Below are 15,362 nucleotides of genomic sequence, written 5' to 3'. Positions count from 1 at the left end.
GACTACCAAGTGTCATGACAATCCAAGGTTTTATTCCGGTTTGGAATATATGAAGAAGCGCCGTCGATGAGGGCGCAGGCCCAGGCACATTCATCATTGGTCAGAGCAAGCAGGTATTGGGCTGGGTGTCATCGCGACGATGGTCACGGTGCCGCTCCCAGTCCGCTGGCGCTCTGCCTGGTCCTGGATGAAGTTAAAAAAAGATTAAGATAAATGTCTGTGCGCTCGGAGCCCGCATGCCGATTGGCTGGTCGCCGCGCGCCCGCCTGCCGGGCTATCCTGCGCTCTTCGACCTGCCAAGACGTTCAGCAACAGAGAAACCCGGACATGCCTGACTCCCCATCCTCCTTCGTCGAGGTGCTCTACACCGGCGGCACCATCGGTATGCAGCCCTCGAACACTGGCCTGGTGCCGGCCAGCGGGTTCGAAGCCCGCGCCCGTGAGGCACAGCGCGAGCGAGAGGAGGCGGGGATTCCGCCTTGGCGGCTGCGCGAGCTAGCGCCGCTGATCGATAGCGCCAACATGACGCCGGGGCATTGGCGGCGGTTGGTCGAGGCGACTCTGCTGGCGATCGACGAGGGCGCGTCCGGGGTGCTGATCCTGCACGGCACCGACACGCTCGCCTACAGTGCCGCGGCGCTATCGTTTCAGCTGCTCGGCATCGAGGTGCCGGTGGCGATCACCGGCGCGATGCTGCCGGCCGGCGTGGCCGGCAGCGACGCTTGGGAGAACTTCTTCGACGGCCTTCGCACAGTGGCGGTGGCCTCGCCCGAGCGGCTGACGGTGCAGTTCCATGGCCAGAGCTTCGCTGGTGTCTCGTGTCGCAAAGTGATGAGCCATGGACGCGAGGCGTTCCTGCCCGCCTTTGCCGCGTCCGGACGCCTGCAGTGCCCGCCGCTGCCGGATGCGCTGCGCGCCCGCGCCGAGCGTCGTCCGGCACGGGTGGCGGTGGTGGAGCTGTTCCCGGGCATCACCGCGGCCCAGCTCGAGGGCATGCTCGCGGGTGGCGTCGAAGGCCTGGTGCTCGAGTGCTACGGCAGCGGCACGGCACCTAGCGAAGACCAGGCGCTGATCGCGGTGCTCGAGCGGGCCTGCGCGCGCGGTGTGCTGGTAGTGGCGATCAGCCTGTGCCATGGCGGTGGTGTGAGCCTTTCCACCTACGCGGCCGGATCGAGGCTTGCGCAGATAGGGGTCATCGGCGGCGGGGCGATGACCCGTGAAGCTGCGCTGGGCAAGCTGCATTGGCTGTTGGGCAGCGAGCTGGACGCCGCGCAGCGTCGCGATTGGCTGGCGCGCGATGTGCTCGGCGAACGCGGGGAGAGCATCCAGCCTGCGGGAGTTAGCTGCTAGAATCGAAGCCTCGCATCCCTTTTCCCCCACCATTGCCTGATTCGGAGACGCCGATGGCCGCAGCTTCCATGGATCACAAGATCGCTCCCTCGATCCTTTCCGCCGATTTCGCGCGACTCGGCCAGGAGGTCGAGGAGGTGATCCAGAGCGGCGCCGACCTGATCCACTTCGACGTGATGGACAACCACTACGTGCCGAACCTGACCATCGGCCCGGCGGTGTGCAAGTCGCTTTACGCCCACATGCAGCGCACCGGTATCGAAGCGCCGATCGACGTGCACCTGATGGTCAGCCCGGTCGACCAGCTGATCGAGCAGTTCATCGACGCCGGCGCCAGCTACATCACCTTCCACCCCGAGGCCAGCCAGCACATCGACCGCTCGCTGTCGCTGATCCGCGATGGCGGCTGCAAGGCTGGGCTGGTATTCAACCCGGCGACGCCGCTCTCCTATCTCGACTACGTGATCGACAAGCTCGACATGGTGCTGATCATGAGCGTCAACCCCGGTTTCGGCGGGCAATCGTTCATCCCTGCGATGCTCGACAAGCTGCGCGACGCACGCCGGATCATCGACCAGAGCGGCCGCGCGATCCGCCTCGAGGTGGACGGCGGGGTCAAGCTCGACAACGTGGTCGAGATCGCGCGCGCCGGCGCGGACACCTTCGTCGCCGGCTCGGCGGTGTTCAGCGCCCATCGTAGCGACGATCCCCACGGCTACGACAGCGTCATCCGCGGGTTCCGCGAGCGCCTTGCGGATGTCGGCTGAAAAAGCCTCGGAAGGCTGGTGGCTCTATGTGGTCGAGACCTCGGAAGGCAAGCTCTATACCGGCATCACCACCGACGTCGCCCGACGCATCGAGGAGCACGCCTGCGGCCCGCGCGGTGCCCGGGCACTGCGCGGCAAAGGCCCGCTGTCGCTGCGTTTTAGCCAGGCGGTGGGGAATCGCTCGCAGGCGCTGCGTCTCGAGTGCGCGCTCAAGCGGCTGAAGCGCGCCGACAAGCTCCAGGTGGTGGAGGGGCGGCGCCCGCTCGACTCGCTGCTCTGATGCGAGACCTCGGGGTCGAACGCATGCCCCAGACTGCTGACAAAGTATTTGAAGACGCCACGATGACTTCCAGCCGCCTCCGAGAGCGCGCTGGCCGGCAATTGCTTGCACCGGGGTTTGCGACATGGATGTCGCAAAAGGCGCGCCCGGACAGGGACGTCCATGCGCGCCGACCCGAGGGCAAGCGATTGATCGGCCAGGGTTTCGCGATCTCGTGGCGGCGCGTCCCCTTTCAGGGGGAGCGCGAGGGGACCGCCCCTCGCATTTAAGCGAGCAAGAGGTGCGTTGGGATCCAAACGGTTCTCGACTCGCCAGGATCGAAAGCGTCGCTGGGTCAAAAGGGGTTTGTCATTAATCTGCGATCGCCCGCCGGAGGGCGGGCGATCAGGGCATGATTCTAAGTGCGAGCTCAGCGCCGGGCGATCAGCTCCTTCCACTTCGCCGGGCCGCTCTGGTGGACGCTGTCGCCGAGGCTGTCGACCGCGACGGTGACCGGCATGTCCTCGACCTCGAACTCGTAGATCGCCTCCATGCCCAGGTCCTCGAAGGCCAGCACCCTGGAGGCCTTGATCGCCTGGGCGACCAGGTAGGCCGCGCCGCCCACCGCCATCAGGTACACCGCGCCGTTGTCCTTGATCGCCTCGATCGCCACCGGGCCGCGTTCGGCCTTGCCGACCATGCCCAGGAGCCCTGCGCGTTCGAGGATCACTCGGGTGAACTTGTCCATCCGCGTCGCGGTGGTCGGGCCGGCGGGGCCGACCACTTCGCCCTCGACCGGGTCGACCGGGCCGACGTAGTAGATGAAGCGCCCGGTGAGATCGACGGGCAGCGGCTCACCGCGATCGAGCATCTCGACCATGCGCTTGTGGGCGGCGTCGCGGCCGGTCAGCAGCTTGCCGGAAAGCAGCAGGGTGTCGCCCGGCTTCCAGCTCGCCACCTCTTCCGCGGTGATGCCGTCGAGATCGACCCGCTTGACGCCTTCGCCGGCCTCCCAGGTGATTTCGGGCCAATCGTCGATGTTCGGCGCCGGCAGCCGCGCGGGCCCAGAGCCGTCGAGGGTGAAGTGGACATGGCGAGTGGCGGCGCAGTTGGGAATGATCGCCACCGGCTTGTTGGCCGCATGGGTCGGGTAGTCCTTGACCTTGATGTCGAGCACCGTGGTCAGGCCACCGAGGCCCTGGGCGCCTATCCCCAAGCGATTGACCTTGTCGAACAGCTCGAGCCTGAGCTCCTCCGCGCGGTTGGAGGCGCCGCGCGCCTGCAGCTCCTGGATGTCGATCGGATCGAGCAGCGACTCCTTGGCAAGCTCCATCGCCTTCTCGGCGGTACCGCCGATACCGATACCGAGCATGCCCGGCGGGCACCAGCCCGCGCCCATCTTCGGCACCTGCTCGAGCACCCAGTCGACCACGCTGTCGGAGGGGTTGAGCATCGCGAACTTGGTCTTCGCCTCGCTGCCGCCGCCTTTCGCGGCGACGTGGATCTCGAGCTTATCGCCCGGCACCAGCTTGTGATGGATGATCGCCGGGGTGTTGTCCTTGGTATTGCGCCGCGCGCCATCGGGATCGGCGAGGATCGAGGCGCGCAGCACGTTGTCCGGGTGATTGTAGGCCCGGCGCACGCCCTCGTTGATCATCTCATCGAGGCTAAGCTCAGCCTCCCAGCGTACGTCCATACCGACGTGCACGAATACGGTGACGATCCCCGTATCCTGGCAGATCGGCCGGTGGCCGGTGGCGCACATGCGCGAATTGATCAGGATCTGGGCAATGGCATCGCGAGCGGCGGGGTTCTCCTCGCGCTCGTAGGCCTGGTTCATCGCCTGGATGAAATCCTTGGGGTGATAGTAGGAAATGTACTGGAGCGCGTCAGCGACGCTCTCGATCAGGTCCTGCTGGCGGATCACGGTCATGATCTCTCTCCGTTCGTTCTCGGCGACAAACGTGGTTATGGGTCATCCTGGAAGGCGAGGGTGGCTTGGCCTTCCAGGCCGATGCGGTAGCTTCGACGCATCGGTCGGTGCGCTCTGTCAGGGAGCGCGGTGAGCTGACGCGGACATTGTACGTCTTTCTCGTTCGGCGATGGTGAGCCAGACCATCCAAGCGATAGGTAGATAGACGTGGCTCAAGCGTCGCGCTGCAGCAGCGCGGCCAAGCCGTCAGCCAGTCCCGCATGGGGCTTTTTCGGAGGGCGGGCGAAACTGCCTTGGAGGGCTTTTCCGGCGTTCAGCCGGACCAGCACTTGAGCCTGACAGACGCCGCTCGAAACCCCGTCCACCACCGGCACCGGCAGTTGCCCGGCGAGGGTTCGCGCCAAGCCGGCCAAGGGCGCTCCGGCGAGGATCAGTACATCGGCACCGTCCTGCTCTACGGCCAGCCGGCTGAGCTCCAGCAATCGGGCTGCGTGGTCGGCCTGCACGCTGCCCGGATCGCGCAGCGCCGCATCGAGATGGCGAATCGTGGCGAGGCGGCCCAGCAGGCCACATTGGTCGACGCACTCGCGATACCAGGCGGTGATACGCCGGGAAATAGCGATGATCGAGATGCGCTGGCCCAGCTGTGCCGCTGTCATCAGCGATGCTTCGGTCATGCCGACCACTGGCACCTCGAGTGCCTCCTTCAACGCTGGCAGTCCCGGGTCGCCGAACGCAGCGATCAGCACGGCATCATAGTGGCCCACCCGCTCACCGGCGAGGGTCGCCGCGGCGTGCGCGCCTAGAAGGGCTTCGAAGCGGGTCTCGATGTAGGCCACGCCGCTGCGGGCGGTGGCCATCTCGATCAAGGTGTCCGCAGCGGCCACGCGTCGGGCTTCTGCCTCGATCAGGTCGGTGACGCTCTGGGAAATGTTCGGATTGATGATCAGCAATTTCATCTGGACTCCAGCGTGGGTGGGCAGCGGTATAAGGGTGATGAACGACCGATTATCGGGCGGTTTGGGTTGAACCGTCTTGGACACGGCACTCTGTCATCGATCGGGTGTGGTTCGGCGAGCCACGACATTCCACCTTCTGATGGTGGCGTTGGCCTGCCGGTCGCTGCCGGGTCGTAGCCTGGCCGGGTCAGCTGAAGATCGCTTCGAGATCTACCTCGGGATCATTCGGAACGGACAGATCCAGAGTCGCCTCGATATGATCGAGGTGGCCCAGCATCAGTGCGATCGCGGCGTCCGGGCCCTTTTTCTCCATGGCCTCGATGATGTCGGTATGCTCGTGGTTGGGGCAGGCCGGCACATGCGGCGAATCGTAGAGCAGGATGATCAAGCAGGTCAGCGACGCCAGTTCACGCATCAGCTTGATCAGCGGCGGGCTGCCGACCATCTCTGCGATCAGCAGGTGAAACTCGCCCGACAGGCGGATCACCGTGCGCTTGTCGTCGCGCTCGCGCGCGGCGCGCTCCTCCGCCACATGGGCATGTAGGCGCCGGAACTCTTCGGCGCCGGCTTGGTCGGCCAGGCTACGGATGAGCGCCGGCTCGAGGATGCGCCGCGCCTGGAAGATATGCCGGGCTTCCTCCACCGTGGGACTGGCGATAAAGGCACCGCGGTTGGGAATGGTCGTCACCACGCCCTCATAGGCCAAGCGCGCCAGCACTTCGCGAATGCGCGTGCGGTTTACGCCGAAGACGCCAGCGAGCTTTTCTTCCACCAGTTTGGTACCTGGAATCAGCCGGTGCTCCATCACTGCGGTCAGGATGCGTTCATAGATGGCGTCCAGCTTCTCTATCGTCCCCAGGGTCTGCCCGGGGCTGCGAGGTTGGCGGGTACGGGAAGGTTCTTTTTCGCTAAGCACGGGGATTGTCCTCGTTGACCGTGCACGGGAGGGCTTGTGCAGTCGTAGGCATGATTGTCACAAAACAGTCCGTGTTTGTCCAAATGCGCACCACCGCTGATCGCCATCATTCCTGCTGCACCCTCATCGCGCACGATTCCGGTGGAGGAGCGCTCTTTTGCTAGGTTGGGGCGTTATCGCGACGGTGCCCCCGCACGTGACGTTTCTGGCCGGATAGCCGCGTTTGGTAGACATTTCCCGCTGCCGTTCGCTTGGCGAAAAGTAGTTGATATGAAGATTGGCACAAGTGTGGCATGGCCATTGCAGGTGTTTTGTCACAATTATGCAAATATCTAGTGACAATCGGAGAGCTTAGAGATGCCTACCGCCCGCCTGCTGTATGTCTTGCTCAAGCATGTCGCCGGTCTATTGCTGCTGACCACCGCTTTTTTGTTCTCCTTGGCCCAGGCCGCCGACGAGCCATCGCTGAAGCTTGGCTACGCGAAGTGCGCGCACTGCACACCGTTGTCGTTGACCCCGCAGAATGCAACCGGCGTTGCGCTCGAGGCGATCGAATTCAATACTGGTAACGACGTTCTGACGGCCCTTTTATCGAAGAGCATCGACGTTGCCCAGGTTACCTACCTGCACTATGCCACCGCGCTCGATAGAGGTTTTGATGTGATCGCTATTTCCGGCCAGATCAATGGTGGCTCACAGGTGCTTGTCGCCAATGATTTGCCGGTGGTCGAGAACGATTGGGATGGCATGAAGGCGCTGATCGACCAATACAAACAGGAAGGCAAACCCTTCCGAGTTGCGGCCTCGCGAGGAAATGCCCAGGACATCCATATGCGTGGTGCTTTCGCGAATCATGGCATCGACATCAATGAGGATGTCCAATTCGTCAACATCCCCAATCCTTCGGATCATCTTCAGGCGCTGCGTCGTGGTGAGGTCGAACTGATCACTTCGGTAGATCCATTCGCGACCCAGATTCGCGAAGTCGGGGCTGCAAAGTTCTTCACGTTCCCGTATGACCAAGCAGCGGGCAAGCTCACTAATCTCATCGTGACGCGCTCGGACGTCATCGAATCGAATCGCCAAGGCGTAGAGGAGGCGGTACGGGCCATCGTCAAGGTGAATGACTTGATGATTAACGACAAGGCGCTGTTCATCGATACCATCGAGCGTGTCACCGGCCTGGATAATGCGATTGCTACTGGCGCTGTCGAGAATCTCTATCCGGACTATCGGATGCATCGCGCATCCGCCGTGGCTATTGCAGACATGATGCGTGACTTGAGATACATCGGTAATGACGTGTCGGCGGCGGTGGAGGAGAACTTGGACTACAGCTTCCTCGAAGCGGTCACCAACAAGCCCAAGACCGAACTCGGCTACTGAGACGGGACCATGATGAGTTTTCCTTCTTTGCTGGTAGCCATCTATAAGCGGATCGAGCGGGGCATCGTACCCATCTTGTTGATTGCCGGTTGGGAGACATTCTCCCGGTCGGGCATTCTTCCCCCGGCCCTGCTGCCGGCGCCATCGCAAGTGGTGGTTGCCTGGGCGGACTGGGTCTTCGGCACCGATGGCAACACACAGAGCTATTCAGGGCGTTGGATCTTCGACTCGGCGGCGAGTGCGTTTCGCGTATTTTCCGGGTTCCTGCTCGCAATGCTACTCGGCGTCACCATTGGCATGGCCATTGGCTGGTCACGCACCGTGGAGGCTCTGATCGAGCCGGTGCTGCAGATCCTCCGCCCCGTCCCACCGGTATCGTGGATTCCATTGGCGATCATTTGGTTTGGGATTGCGGATAAACCTGCGATCTTCCTGGTGTTCATGGGGTCGTTCTTCCCGGTCCTGCTAAGCGCCATTCATGGTGTGAAGGGCTGCGACCGTGATCTGCTAAGAGCCGGCGCGATGACCGGTGGAACGACTGTGAAGTTACTGTGTCACATCGTGTTTCCGGCAGCGTTGCCGAGCATCTTTTCAGGATTGCGTATCGCGATCGGCTCCGCCTGGATGCTGACCGTGACCGCCGAAATGGTGGCGGTCAAGAGCGGTGTGGGTTATGTCCTTTGGGACTCCTACTATTTTCTGCGCTACGACATCGTTATCGCTTCGATGATCAGTATTGGCTTGCTTGGCTTTCTAAGCGATTTCGTCATCAAACGTATCGCAGCGCACGTTTTGCGTTGGCAACGTGGATCCACTCTGCAGACCAAGGGGGGATGAGCTCATGGCGCTGATCAGTATAGATCACGTATCGCGCATATTCGGCGATTCCAATCGCAAGACGGGCATCGTCGCGCTGGATGATGTAAGCATCGACGTGGGCCGCGGTGAGTTCATTTGTCTGCTCGGTCCAAGTGGATGTGGAAAATCGACGCTGCTCAACTTGATTGCTGGATTCGATGAGCCTTCACAAGGCACGGTTCGAGTCGGCGGCCAGGTCATCAGGCGGCCTGGCGCCGACCGGGGCGTGGTATTTCAGCAGCCGACTTTGATGCCCTGGCTGCCGGTATGGGAAAACGTCGCTTTCTATCTGAAGATGCAAGGCATCGGCAAAGCGATTCGTCGGGAAAAAGCGCAACGTTTCATCGAAATGGTCGGCTTACAGGGGTTCGAGAACCATTTTCCCAGCGAGCTGTCCGGCGGCATGAATCAGCGTGTGGGAATTGCCCGAGCACTGTTGATGAACCCGGAGGTCATTCTCATGGATGAGCCTTTCGGGGCTCTGGACGAACAGACCAAGATGGATATGCACGGAGAACTGATACGTATCTGGCGTGAAAGCCAGAGCACCATCGTATTCGTTACCCACGGTATCGATGAATCACTTGCGCTGGGTACCCACGTTGCAGTCATGTCGGCTCGTCCTGGACGGATACGTGAACTGATTCCTATCGATCTCGACCGCCCCCGTGACCCGACTAGTACTGCTTTCAATGACTACAAGCGCCATATCCTTTCCTTGTTGCGGCCCGAGCCTGTCAAGGATTGGGCTTGAGATGACGACTTTCATCACTGGTAGCAGCGGTTTCGTCGGGTTGGCGCTCACTGAGCACCTGCTGGCCTGCGGTGAAGAGGTGATCGGGTACGACCTGTCTATGCCGCCGGACGTCGCTTTGAGAATTTTCGCGCGGTTGCCGGGACGGTTCGTGATCGAGACCGGCGATGTACGCGACGCGAAAGGCTTGCACCAGTGCATGGATCGTCATCGCCCCGACCGCCTCATCACGCTCGCAGCCATCACCGCCGACGTCACGCGCGAGCGATTGGGGCCCCAGGCGATTTTCGACGTCAATGTGGGCGGTACCCTGGCTGCCGTGGCGGCGGCGGTGGATTGTGGTGTCGAGCGCGTGCTGCAGGTGAGCTCCGGATCGGTGTATGGCGAGAGTGGGCGCTACCCTGAGCCCTTGCGCGAAGCAACGACGCCCTTGCTGCCCGAAGGGCTGTACGGCATGTCCAAGCGAGCTGCGGAGGAAGCCGCTCAGCGATTGGCTGCGTTGGCGGGAATCTCACTGGTGACCGGTCGGTTGGGCACCTGCTTCGGGCCTTGGGAAGCCGACACTGGCGTGCGCGATACGCTCAGCGCCCCGTTCCAGGTGCTGAGTTTGGCGCGGCGGGGGGCCGCGGTAATCATTCCTCGAGCAGGAAAGCGAGACTGGTTGTACGTGCGCGACGCGGCCAGCGCCATCGCCACGCTGCTCGCGCAGTCTAGGTGGCGCTGGCCCATCTACAACATCGCCGCCGGCTTCGAATGGAGCATCGAACAATGGTGCCAACGAATCGCACCCCGCTATCCGGGATTTTCCTGGCGACTTGCCGCGGCTGGTGAGATGGCCAACATCGATTATTTCGCGCATTACGACCGAGCCTCGATGGATGTCACAAGGCTCATCGCCGACACGGGCTTCGTACCTCGCTTTGGTCTGGTCGAGGCGGAAAAAGACTTCCATGCCTGGATAGCACGCCATGGCGTCGACGTCTTCGAATCTGGAGTGTGGACATGACGGATATTTCGCCCATCCCTTCGGTCGCCGTCGAGATGAGCATGGCCGGAAAGGTATGCATCGTTACGGGCGCTGCTTCCGGTATCGGCAGAGCCATCGCGCGGCGGCTTGCCGCGCAGGGCGCACGAGTGGTGATCGCCGATCTGACCACTGATGTCATCGAGGGTGGCGAACCGACCGCGGAGCTGATCGCTCGTGATGGTCATCTTGCAGTATTCCATCGCACCGATGTCGCGGTTACCGCGCAAGTCGATGGGTTGATCGCTGATACCGTGGCCCGTTTCGGTCGGCTCGATGTGCTGGTCAACAATGCCTGCATTCGACATCCGCGGCCGCTACTGGAGCTTGAAGAACAGGACTGGTGGCGGATTCTCGACGTCAATCTGTCTGGCGTCTACCGCTGCTGTCGCGCCGCGATCCGCCAGATGGTGCGCCAAGCACCGGTCAACGAAACCCGTGGCCGGATCATCAATCTCTCCTCCCAACACGGCCTGATTGCCGCGCCGGATGATTTGGCCTATGGCGTCAGCAAGGCTGGTGTCGACTATCTGACCCGCCAGATCGCGACCGACTACGCTGGGCGGAAAATCGTCTGCAATGCCGTCGCGCCGGGCAAGATCCACACCGGTCAAGGCGGCCGGGCGACCGACCCAGCGGTCGTCGAACGGGCTTTGAGGCGCACGCCGTGGCGGCGCCTTGGTCGCCCCGACGATGTCGCTCGTGCCGTTCTCTTTCTAGCGAGTGATGACGCGAGTTTCATCACCGGCGCCACGCTGATGGTCGATGGTGGCTGGATGGCGGCATGACTCGCTGGTTCGCCACTCCATCGAACGTCAGTCATCGCAGGGCTGCTCATGCGCTCTCCGGCCACTTTTGACGCACCTTGTCGGTTGGATTTGCCACCTGGGCCCTGAGCCGATCAGGACGCGTGCATTGGCAGCACTGCTCGAACCAGATACGCACCCCTTCAACTGCATGTGGATTCACCCGATGACCCTACCCATTCGCCTCGGCGTGCTCACGCCTTCTTCCAACACCGTGTTGGAACCGCTGACTCAGGCTCTGGTGGCACGACTGCCAGGCGTCAGTGTGCACTTTGCGCGTTTTCCGGTGACGCGGATCGCGCTCAGTGCCGATGCCCTCGGCCAGTTCCAGCGCGAGCGCATACTCGCTGCCGCAAGACTGCTCGCCGACGCTCGTGTCGACGTGATCGGTTGGAGTGGAACCTCCGCCGGCTGGCTCGGTTTCGCCGAGGACGAGGCACTGTGCGCGGCTATCACCGATACCACTGGAATTGCGGCGACCACCTCAGTGCTGGCTCTGAACAAGGCCCTGCAGGCGTTCGGCGTCCAGCGGCTGGGCTTGGTTTCACCATACCTAGGCAATGTCCAGGCAAAGATCATTGCCCACTATGCCGCCCTCGGTATCGATACCAGTAGCGAGAGCCACCTTTCGCTGGAAAACAACTTCTCCTTCGCCGAGGTCGAGGAAGCGACCCTGGATCGTCAGGTCGCAGAGGTCGCCGCCGCCGGTGTGGAGGCGGTCACTATCTTCTGCACCAACCTTCGCGCGGCGCATCGAGTCGAACTATGGGAGGCGCAGTTCGGCGTTCCGGTATTCGACACCATCACCACGGTGGTCTGGGACATGCTGCGTAAGGCGGGTGTCGACAGCCGCTGCGTCAGCGGCTGGGGCCGGCTGCTTCAGGAGGCTTGAACATGCATTCTTTCGATACGGTCATCCGCAATGCTCGAGTGGTCACCGCGGCGGATGTCTTCGCCAGCGACATCGGTATCCATGAGGGGCGTATCGTCGCCCTCGGTTTCGATCTGCCTACCGGGCGCAATGAGATCGATGCCGCCGGCCGTCATGTAACGCCGGGCGGGATCGACGGCCACGTCCACTTCGATCAGCCCACCGGCGACGGCTCGGTGATGGCCGACGACTTCTTCAGCGGTACCGCCTCTGCGGCCTGCGGTGGCACCACTACGGTGATTCCTTTCGCCTGTCAGCAGAAGGGCCAGAGCCTGCGGGCGGCGGTAGACGACTATCATCGTCGCGCCGCCGACAAGCCAGTGATCGACTACGCTTTCCATTTGATCGTCACCGATCCGACGCCAGAGATCCTGCATCACGAGCTGCCAGCGCTGATCGCTGAGGGCTACACCTCGTTCAAGCTCTACATGACCTACGACGCGCTCAAACTGGACGACAGGCAGATCCTCGAGACCCTCTCTGTTGCTCGCCGAGAAGGCGCGATGGTGATGCTGCACGCTGAAAACAGCGACTGCATCGCTTGGCTGACCGAGCGACTGCTCGCCGCGGGGCATACCGCACCGCGCTACCACGCTTACTCGCGACCTATGCTGGTGGAGCGAGAGGCGACCCACCGTGCGATCGCTCTGGCTGAGTTGGTCGACGTGCCGATCGTCATCGTCCACGTCTCCGGCCGCGAGGCCGTCGAGCAGATTCGCTGGGCGCAGGGACAAGGACTCAAGGTCTACGCTGAAACCTGTCCTCAGTACCTATTCCTGACCGCCGATTCGCTTGGTTGCGACGACAGCTTCGAAGGCGCCAAGTGCATCTGCAGCCCGCCGCCACGTGACGCCGCCAACCAACGCGTGATCTGGGATGGACTGGAGAATGGCTTCTTCGAGTTGTTTTCCTCGGACCATGCGCCGTTTCGTTACGGTGGCAGCGACGGCAAGCGCGCCCATGGAGAGGATGCCTCCTTCGATCGGATCGCCAACGGCATCCCCGGGGTGGAAACGCGAATGGCGCTGCTCTGGTCGGAAGGCGTGCGCACTGGCCGGATCACTGCGCAGAGCTTCGTCGCTCTTACCTCGACCAATGTCGCCAAACTCTATGGCCTCTATCCACGCAAGGGCAGTATCGCCATCGGTGCGGATGCCGACCTGGTGATCTGGGACGAAGGGCGGCCCTTTCAGCTCGACAACGACCGGCTCCACCACAATGTCGACTATACCCCCTATGCCGGCATGCGGCTGAGCGCTTGGCCAGCACTGACCCTATCGCGCGGCGAGGTGGTCTGGGACGGTGAATTTCGCGGCCGCGCCGGATGGGGACGGTTCTTGCCCGGTGCGCTTCCGCTACCGGCCAGGATCCGTCGGCGCGATACTGAGCTACCACTGTGAGTTCGCCTGCTTCCGGTCGACTATCCGAGCCTCAGCCGCGTTGCGGACGCGCGGCGAGGAAGTCGAGCAGCACGCGGTTGACTCGCCGAGGGTGGGTGACGGTCAGCGCATGGGGTGCCCTGGTGATCACTTCGAGCCGCGCATCGGGAAGTTTTGCTAGGCTCGCTTCGGCGCAGCCGACCAGTGGCGCGAGCTCGTCGGCTTCGCCGTGGACCAGCAGGGTGGGGCGGGTGAGATGGCCCAATGCTCGATGGAGCTCGGCCTCGCACCAATGGCGGGCCCGCTCGCGCAGCGCACGTGGCATGCAGCGCCGTGCGATCGCGTCGAGATAGGCTGAGCCCTGTGGACCGAGCCGATCGCGATAGTCGCCGAACGCGCGCTGCTGGCACCAGGCGATGGCTCGGAGCAAATCTGCATCGAGACGGGCCATCAGCTCACCGAGCGGTGCATCCTCGCTGAGCTGGGGCGTGGTGGTACCGATCAAGACCGCGCGGCGCACACGCTCTATGCCGTGCCGGGCGGCGTGGCTCGCCACGATCGCAGCGCCCAGTGAGTAGCCGACCAGCGCGACTTGATCGAGTTCGAGCGCCCGCAGCAGCGCATCGAGATCGTCCGCCTGGCTTGCCAGATCATGGCCGTGCCACTGCTGGCTCGATGCCCCGCAGCCGCGCTGGTCGTAGGCGATCACCTGATGCCCCGACGCGACCAGCGCTTCGATCTGGGGCTCCCACATTTCCAGGCCAGAGGCCCAGCCATGCAGCAGTACCACCGGTGGTCGGTCTGAACTTCCGGCGCGGCGATAGTGCAGATTGATCACCTCGCCGTCGCGGCGCTGGATATTGACGTAAGGCATCGTCGCTCTCTCGACCCAGGCTTACGCCTTGATGAAATCGAGCAGCTGCCGATTGGTATGCTCGACATGGGTAAGGTTGAAGCCGTGAGGTCCACCTTCGATGAGCTCGACCTGGGCATGGGGAACGAACTCGGTCACCCGCTTGCCGCTGACTTCGAACGGCACGGTCTGGTCGCTGTCGCCATGGAGCACCAAGGTCGGCAGCTTGATGCGCTTGAGGTCATCGCGGAAGTCGGTGGCGGAGAACGCCTTGATGCATTCGAGGGTCCCGTGCGGCGAGGCGAACAGCGCAATGATCCGGTTGTAGTCGAGCCATTCGGGGGAGACGCTCGGCTGCTCTTCGCTCCAATTGAGGAACGCCTTGCCGAACGGCGCGAGGAATGCCGGGCGATCCTTGCGCACGCCGTCGAGCATCTGCTCGAACACCGAGCCATCGACGCCCTCCGGGTTGCTCTCATCCTTCAGCAGGTAGGGGGTGACCGCACCGAGCAGCGCCAGTTTCGAGATTCGCTGCTCGCCGTGACGCGCGATGTAGCGTGCCACTTCACCGCCGCCCATCGAGAAACCGACCAGTACCACCTGCTCGAGGTCGAGCGCCTCGAGCAGGGCGTGGAGATCGTCGCTCAGGGTGTCGTAGTCGTAGCCACTCCAAGGTTTGCTGCTATCACCGAAGCCTCGGCGATCGTAGGCGATCGCCCGATGGCCGGCCTGGTAGAGCGCCTCGAGCTGCGGCTCCCACATTCTATGGCTCAACGGCCAGCCGTGAATCAGCACTACCGTTGCGCCGGGCGCGGTGGGGTCCTTGAATCCGGTATCGACGAAATGGAGGTTGAGTACATCCTGATTCGGATGAGTGACGTTCAGATAAGGCATCCTGTCCCCCTTGGTCGTCCACGAAAAGATCTCCGCGACGGCGGAGTGTTCACCCAGCGTAGCTCATCGCCTGGGGTAGAGCGTGCGGAGAAATGATAGCGCGTTTCAAGTTCGTTCATGCCTTTCGACTCGTCGCGCTGGCTAAAGTGACGGGTGTCGGAGTCAAACCACATCTTGGGCTGCAAGGCCCGGTCTTTTCTCCGTTCGTGGTAAGCCGGGCCTTCATCGAGCTGGGCCGCGAGCGAAAAGAGATGGGGCCCGAGTCGAACCACGGCCTTGGCGCCGAGGCCCGG

General features: G+C 62.8%; 16 protein-coding genes. 11 read left to right on the top strand and 5 right to left on the bottom strand.

Features of this window, described 5'->3' with window-relative positions:
- Positions 1-327 precede the first annotated feature (327 nt).
- From Q376_RS23755 to Q376_RS0120140, 3 genes are read left to right on the top strand one after another with little or no spacing between them, the layout of a single operon-like run.
- Positions 328-1,350, top strand: a complete 1,023-nt coding sequence (locus Q376_RS23755; RefSeq protein ID WP_052365585.1) for an asparaginase — start codon at positions 328-330, stop codon at positions 1,348-1,350.
- A 53-nt stretch (positions 1,351-1,403) separates the two neighbouring features.
- Complete coding sequence (gene rpe / locus Q376_RS0120145) at positions 1,404-2,117, top strand: ribulose-phosphate 3-epimerase (RefSeq protein ID WP_027351818.1); 714 nt, start codon at positions 1,404-1,406, stop codon at positions 2,115-2,117.
- Positions 2,107-2,397: a GIY-YIG nuclease family protein gene (locus Q376_RS0120140; RefSeq protein WP_043449114.1), complete on the top strand. Its 291-nt coding sequence runs from the start codon at positions 2,107-2,109 to the stop codon at positions 2,395-2,397. Before rpe ends, Q376_RS0120140 begins: the two co-directional genes overlap by 11 nt.
- Before the next feature lie 409 nt (positions 2,398-2,806).
- Here Q376_RS0120140 and Q376_RS0120130 read toward each other — a convergent pair whose 3' ends face one another.
- From Q376_RS0120130 to Q376_RS0120120, 3 genes are all read right to left on the bottom strand, one after another.
- On the bottom strand, positions 2,807-4,309 hold the full coding sequence (locus Q376_RS0120130) for a fumarate hydratase (RefSeq protein WP_027351815.1): 1,503 nt from the start codon (positions 4,307-4,309) through the stop codon (positions 2,807-2,809).
- Between the two features lie 212 nt (positions 4,310-4,521).
- Positions 4,522-5,268 carry an aspartate/glutamate racemase family protein gene (locus tag Q376_RS0120125; protein WP_027351814.1) on the bottom strand — a complete coding sequence of 249 codons (747 nt, stop codon included), beginning with the start codon at positions 5,266-5,268 and terminating at the stop codon, positions 4,522-4,524.
- A gap of 187 nt (positions 5,269-5,455) precedes the next feature.
- A complete protein-coding gene (locus Q376_RS0120120; RefSeq protein WP_081803682.1) occupies positions 5,456-6,184 on the bottom strand; it encodes a GntR family transcriptional regulator in 729 nt (242 codons plus the stop codon).
- 357 nt (positions 6,185-6,541) lie between these two features.
- Between Q376_RS0120120 and Q376_RS0120115 the strand changes: the two genes are divergently transcribed.
- The 7 genes from Q376_RS0120115 (at position 6,542) to hydA (ending at position 13,343) form a co-directional block, all read left to right on the top strand.
- The gene (locus Q376_RS0120115) at positions 6,542-7,570 is read left to right on the top strand and encodes an ABC transporter substrate-binding protein (RefSeq protein ID WP_027351812.1); all 1,029 of its coding nucleotides are present in this window, start codon (positions 6,542-6,544) and stop codon (positions 7,568-7,570) included.
- A gap of 9 nt (positions 7,571-7,579) precedes the next feature.
- On the top strand, positions 7,580-8,407 hold the full coding sequence (locus Q376_RS0120110) for an ABC transporter permease (protein WP_027351811.1): 828 nt from the start codon (positions 7,580-7,582) through the stop codon (positions 8,405-8,407).
- Positions 8,408-8,411: 4 nt separating this feature from the next.
- On the top strand, positions 8,412-9,182 hold the full coding sequence (locus Q376_RS0120105) for an ABC transporter ATP-binding protein (RefSeq protein WP_027351810.1): 771 nt from the start codon (positions 8,412-8,414) through the stop codon (positions 9,180-9,182).
- Position 9,183: 1 nt separating this feature from the next.
- Entirely contained in the window at positions 9,184-10,188 is a 1,005-nt protein-coding gene (locus tag Q376_RS23750; RefSeq protein WP_052365582.1) for an NAD-dependent epimerase/dehydratase family protein, read from the top strand.
- Positions 10,185-10,994: an SDR family NAD(P)-dependent oxidoreductase gene (locus Q376_RS0120095; protein WP_211266740.1), complete on the top strand. Its 810-nt coding sequence runs from the start codon at positions 10,185-10,187 to the stop codon at positions 10,992-10,994. The genes Q376_RS23750 and Q376_RS0120095 overlap by 4 nt, the downstream gene beginning before the upstream one ends.
- A gap of 184 nt (positions 10,995-11,178) precedes the next feature.
- The gene (locus Q376_RS0120090; protein WP_027351808.1) at positions 11,179-11,904 is read left to right on the top strand and encodes a maleate cis-trans isomerase family protein; all 726 of its coding nucleotides are present in this window, start codon (positions 11,179-11,181) and stop codon (positions 11,902-11,904) included.
- 2 nt (positions 11,905-11,906) lie between these two features.
- Positions 11,907-13,343, top strand: coding sequence for a dihydropyrimidinase (gene hydA, locus Q376_RS0120085; RefSeq protein ID WP_027351807.1), 1,437 nt, complete (start codon positions 11,907-11,909; stop codon positions 13,341-13,343).
- Positions 13,344-13,374: 31 nt separating this feature from the next.
- Here the strand turns inward: hydA and Q376_RS0120080 are convergent, their stop codons facing one another.
- On the bottom strand, positions 13,375-14,196 hold the full coding sequence (locus tag Q376_RS0120080) for an alpha/beta fold hydrolase (RefSeq protein WP_027351806.1): 822 nt from the start codon (positions 14,194-14,196) through the stop codon (positions 13,375-13,377).
- Positions 14,197-14,217: 21 nt separating this feature from the next.
- On the bottom strand, positions 14,218-15,069 hold the full coding sequence (locus Q376_RS0120075) for an alpha/beta fold hydrolase (RefSeq protein ID WP_027351805.1): 852 nt from the start codon (positions 15,067-15,069) through the stop codon (positions 14,218-14,220).
- Between the two features lie 92 nt (positions 15,070-15,161).
- Here Q376_RS0120075 and Q376_RS25275 point away from each other — a divergent pair.
- A partial coding sequence (locus tag Q376_RS25275; protein WP_027351804.1) for a hypothetical protein occupies positions 15,162-15,362 on the top strand: 201 nt, incomplete at its 3' end.

The sequence above is a fragment of the Halotalea alkalilenta DSM 17697 genome, from assembly GCF_000621205.1.
GTDB lineage: Bacteria > Pseudomonadota > Gammaproteobacteria > Pseudomonadales > Halomonadaceae > Halotalea > Halotalea alkalilenta.
Note: the sequence above shows the minus strand (reverse complement) of the source record. Positions and strands in the feature narration are given on the sequence as shown.

Excerpts from the sequence above, each read along its gene's own strand:
- Q376_RS0120115 (WP_027351812.1), top strand. The coding sequence starts at position 6,542 with ATGCCTACCGCCCGCCTGCTGTATGTCTTGCTCAAGCATGTCGCCGGT.
- Q376_RS0120140 (WP_043449114.1), top strand. The coding sequence starts at position 2,107 with ATGTCGGCTGAAAAAGCCTCGGAAGGCTGGTGGCTCTATGTGGTCGAG.
- Q376_RS23755 (WP_052365585.1), top strand. The coding sequence starts at position 328 with ATGCCTGACTCCCCATCCTCCTTCGTCGAGGTGCTCTACACCGGCGGC.
- Q376_RS0120080 (WP_027351806.1), bottom strand. The coding sequence starts at position 14,196 with ATGCCTTACGTCAATATCCAGCGCCGCGACGGCGAGGTGATCAATCTG.
- Q376_RS0120110 (WP_027351811.1), top strand. The coding sequence starts at position 7,580 with ATGATGAGTTTTCCTTCTTTGCTGGTAGCCATCTATAAGCGGATCGAG.
- Q376_RS0120075 (WP_027351805.1), bottom strand. The coding sequence starts at position 15,069 with ATGCCTTATCTGAACGTCACTCATCCGAATCAGGATGTACTCAACCTC.
- Q376_RS23750 (WP_052365582.1), top strand. The coding sequence starts at position 9,184 with ATGACGACTTTCATCACTGGTAGCAGCGGTTTCGTCGGGTTGGCGCTC.
- Q376_RS0120105 (WP_027351810.1), top strand. The coding sequence starts at position 8,412 with ATGGCGCTGATCAGTATAGATCACGTATCGCGCATATTCGGCGATTCC.
- rpe (WP_027351818.1), top strand. The coding sequence starts at position 1,404 with ATGGCCGCAGCTTCCATGGATCACAAGATCGCTCCCTCGATCCTTTCC.
- Q376_RS0120130 (WP_027351815.1), bottom strand. The coding sequence starts at position 4,309 with ATGACCGTGATCCGCCAGCAGGACCTGATCGAGAGCGTCGCTGACGCG.
- Q376_RS0120125 (WP_027351814.1), bottom strand. The coding sequence starts at position 5,268 with ATGAAATTGCTGATCATCAATCCGAACATTTCCCAGAGCGTCACCGAC.
- Q376_RS0120095 (WP_211266740.1), top strand. The coding sequence starts at position 10,185 with ATGACGGATATTTCGCCCATCCCTTCGGTCGCCGTCGAGATGAGCATG.
- Q376_RS0120090 (WP_027351808.1), top strand. The coding sequence starts at position 11,179 with ATGACCCTACCCATTCGCCTCGGCGTGCTCACGCCTTCTTCCAACACC.
- hydA (WP_027351807.1), top strand. The coding sequence starts at position 11,907 with ATGCATTCTTTCGATACGGTCATCCGCAATGCTCGAGTGGTCACCGCG.